This window comes from Desulfonatronospira sp. (assembly GCA_003563255.1).
Classification (GTDB): domain Bacteria; phylum Desulfobacterota; class Desulfovibrionia; order Desulfovibrionales; family Desulfonatronovibrionaceae; genus Desulfonatronospira.
Window position 1 is genome coordinate 1 of sequence record PWSL01000461.1, and the last position, 3,310, is coordinate 3,310.

At 54.3% G+C, this 3,310-nt stretch carries 2 protein-coding genes and 1 tRNA gene; 1 reads left to right on the forward strand and 2 read right to left on the reverse strand.

Annotated elements, in window-relative coordinates; all coding sequences use genetic code 11:
• Nucleotides 1–143: 143 nt before the first annotated feature.
• Together QZP87_RS13605 and QZP87_RS13610 are read right to left on the reverse strand one after the other, a co-directional pair.
• Nucleotides 144–1,442 carry a homoserine dehydrogenase gene (locus QZP87_RS13605; RefSeq protein ID WP_291323466.1) on the reverse strand — a complete coding sequence of 433 codons (1,299 nt, stop codon included), beginning with the start codon at nucleotides 1,440–1,442 and terminating at the stop codon, nucleotides 144–146.
• A 29-nt stretch (nucleotides 1,443–1,471) separates the two neighbouring features.
• Nucleotides 1,472–2,641, reverse strand: coding sequence for an aminotransferase class I/II-fold pyridoxal phosphate-dependent enzyme (locus QZP87_RS13610; RefSeq protein WP_291323467.1), 1,170 nt, complete (start codon nucleotides 2,639–2,641; stop codon nucleotides 1,472–1,474).
• Between the two features lie 195 nt (nucleotides 2,642–2,836).
• Here QZP87_RS13610 and QZP87_RS13615 point away from each other — a divergent pair.
• Nucleotides 2,837–2,931 (forward strand) — tRNA-Ser (locus tag QZP87_RS13615).
• The last annotated feature ends 379 nt before the right edge of the window (nucleotides 2,932–3,310 follow it).

The following is a 3,310-nucleotide window of genomic DNA, read 5'->3' on the forward strand; positions in this document are numbered from 1 at the left end:
AGGGATTGAGGGATTGAGGAATTGAGGGATTGAGGGATTGAGGATTGTCATTTCTTCCCCATGCGCCATGCCCTATGCCCTATGCCCCATGCTCTATGCGCCATGCGCCATGCCCTATGCCCTATGCCCTATGCCCCATGCCCCTACCCCAGTATCCGGTAATGTACAGCCGGGGCAATAGTAAATTCAAACCTGTCGATTTCTCCCAGGGCCCTGTGCACAGCCTCGGCCTGGGCCTTGTGAGTCAAAAATACTATAGGCACTCCGCGACCCTGGGGATGGGACTCTTTCTGGACAACCTGGGCAATACTTATATTGTGCTCGCTCATGACCCCCGCCACAGCCGCCAGCACCCCGGGCTTGTCCTGGGCGGTAAAGCGGAAATAATGCCTGCTTATGGCCAGTTCCGGCCTGATGACCTCAGCCCTGGGCAGCACCTTTTCCAGAAAGCCGGTGTTGTTGGGAACGGCATTGTCCCGGGCCAGGGCCAGGATGTCGGCAAGCACCGCGCTGCCGGTGGGCAGATCCCCGGCCCCCTGGCCGTACAACATAACCTGCCCCACAGCATTGCCGTCTATCAGCACGGAATTGTAGGGGCCTTCCACTTTGGCCAGGATATGGTCATTGGGCAAGAGGGCCGGAAAAACCCCGGCCTGCAGGTGCCCGGATTTTTCGCGCACCTGCGCGATGAGCTTCAGTGTGTATCCAAATTCTGCAGCCATGGTGATATCCATGGAGCTGGCCCCTGAGATGCCCTGCACCGGCAGGATGCTCAAGGGGTAGTCCACGCCGTAGGCCAGGCGGATGAGCAGTACCAGCTTATGCGCTGCGTCCAGCCCGTCGATGTCCAGAGTGGGATCAGCTTCGGCATATCCCAGGTCCTTGGCCGCCTGCAGGGCGTTTTCAAAATCCTGCCCCTTTCTGGTCATCTCGCTCAGAATAAAGTTGGCGGTACCGTTTAATATGCCTGTCAGCGACCTGATGCGGTCCCCTGACAGGCTCTCTCTAAGGGTCTGCACTATGGGTATGCCTCCAGCCACGCTGGCCTCGTAATAAAGACCCACCCCCTGTTCCTGGGCCAGCGAGAAAAGCTCGTTGCCCTTCTCAGCCAGTAGAGCCTTGTTAGCGGTCACCACATGCTTTTTTTCCTTGAGGGCCCTGGTGATGACTGTATGGGCGGTTTCCAGCCCCCCCATGAGTTCCACGACCATGTCCACCTGCGGGTCAAACACCAGTTCTTCCAGATTGGTGACCACTTTTGTCTCCGGCCCCGGAATTACGGCACGCTTCTTATTGGGATCGCGAACCAGAATCTTTTGAATTCTCAGCTCTTTGCCCAGTCTTCTCTTTATCCAGTCGCTGTTCTCCTGGATAATCCTGGCCAGCCCGGTACCCACGGTACCAAATCCCGCCAGCCCCAGGTTGATAACTTTTTTCTGCACGGAAGTCCTCCCGACGCTGATGCTAAATTTTAACCCAGTACCTTTTTTATTCCCCGTAGAGCCTGGTTTATACGGTGCCGGTTTTCCACCAAAGCAAAACGCACATGGTCGTCCCCGTAATGCCCGAACCCCAGCCCAGGTGAGACTGCAATCCTGCCTTCCTGCAAAAGCAGCTTGGAAAATTCCACCGAGCCCATCTTACGAAATTCTTCGGGAATCTTGGCCCATACAAACATGGTGGCCCTGGGCTTTTCCACGCTCCAGCCGATGCGGTTCAGGCCCTCCACCAGAGCGTCCCGGCGGTCCCTGTATATATCGACGATTTCCTGAACACAGTCCTGGGGACCGTTTAAGGCAATAATTGATGCAATCTGAATGGGCTGAAAAATTCCGTAATCCAGATAACTCTTGATGCGGGTCAGGGCATGCACCATGGCCTTGTTGCCGCAGCAGAATCCCATGCGCCAGCCCGGCATGGAATAGCTCTTGGACATGGAAAAGAACTCCACGCCGACATCCCTGGCCCCTGGAATTTCCAGCATGCTGGAAGGACGGTAGCCGTCAAAGCACAGGTCGGCATAGGCCAGGTCGTGGATTACCCAGATATTATGCTCTTTGGCGAAGTCCACGATTTTCTGGAAAAAATCGGGTTCCACCACAGCGGTGGTGGGGTTATGGGGATAACAAATGATCAAAAGTTTGGGCAAGGGCCAGGTCTGCCGGGTTGCGGTGAGCAGGTCTTCAAAAAAATCCCGGTCCAGGCCGATGGGCACCCTGCGTACATCCGCACCGGCAATGATGGCGGAATAAGGATGGATGGGGTAGGTGGGATCCTGGGAAAAAACAACATCCCCGGGGCTGAGCATGGCCAGGGCCAGATGTGACAGGCCTTCCTTAGCGCCCATAGTGGCGATGGCTTCGGTCTCCGGATCCAGGTCCACATTGTAGCGTCTTTTATACCAGTCGCATATGGCCTTGCGCAGGTTGGGAATACCCTTGGAGGCGGAATACCTGTGATTAACCCCTTTACTGGCCGCTTCCACCAGCTTGTCCACTATATGCTGAGGCGTAGCCAGATCCGGGTTGCCCATGCCCAGGTCTACAATATCCTCGCCCTTGCGGCGAAGCTGCATCTTAAGGTCGTTGACAATGGCGAAAACATAAGGGGGAAGCCTGTTAATGCGAGCAAATTCAGCCATGCAAAACTCCTGCAAACGTACGTGGTTACAAAATGAATGGTCACAAGAAACAACAGCAGTCTCAGGCACAATACAAGTATGTTAAATGGTGCCCAGGACAAATGTCAAATAATTAGGTTGACGTCTGCACCTGCTTTGATTAAATTATCTTGATCACGCAATAGATCCGGCAGTGATATATTCAGATCAAGCAAAGGAGAGGTGGCCGAGTCGGCTGAAGGCGCTCGCCTGCTAAGCGAGTAAGGGGGCATAAACCTCCTTCGAGGGTTCAAATCCCTCCCTCTCCGCCACACACCTGCATCTTGGAAGGATAGTACATTGGGCAATAAAGGTGGATTTGGATAGATTATGTGCTGCCCTGTCTGCTACTCCCCTCCAAAAAGTCAGCCATTTAAGTAGAAACTATAATAGTTTCAGTCTGGCTTCCGGTCGTACCCAGGTGATTGTCATCCAGCAACCTTAGTGACTTACTCCTGAAACTCTGTCACAAAAAACAATAACCACGCGAAGCGCGTGGCAGGCCTTGGACAGGATTAACCACGCCAAAGACGCGTGGCAGGCATAGATTGATTACCTTTTGGCCTGGCTTCCGCCTGTCACGCCTGTGGCGTGATTTAATTGCTCGCAGAGCAAGCCCGAAGGGCATTAAACTGGGAGCCAGGACAAAAA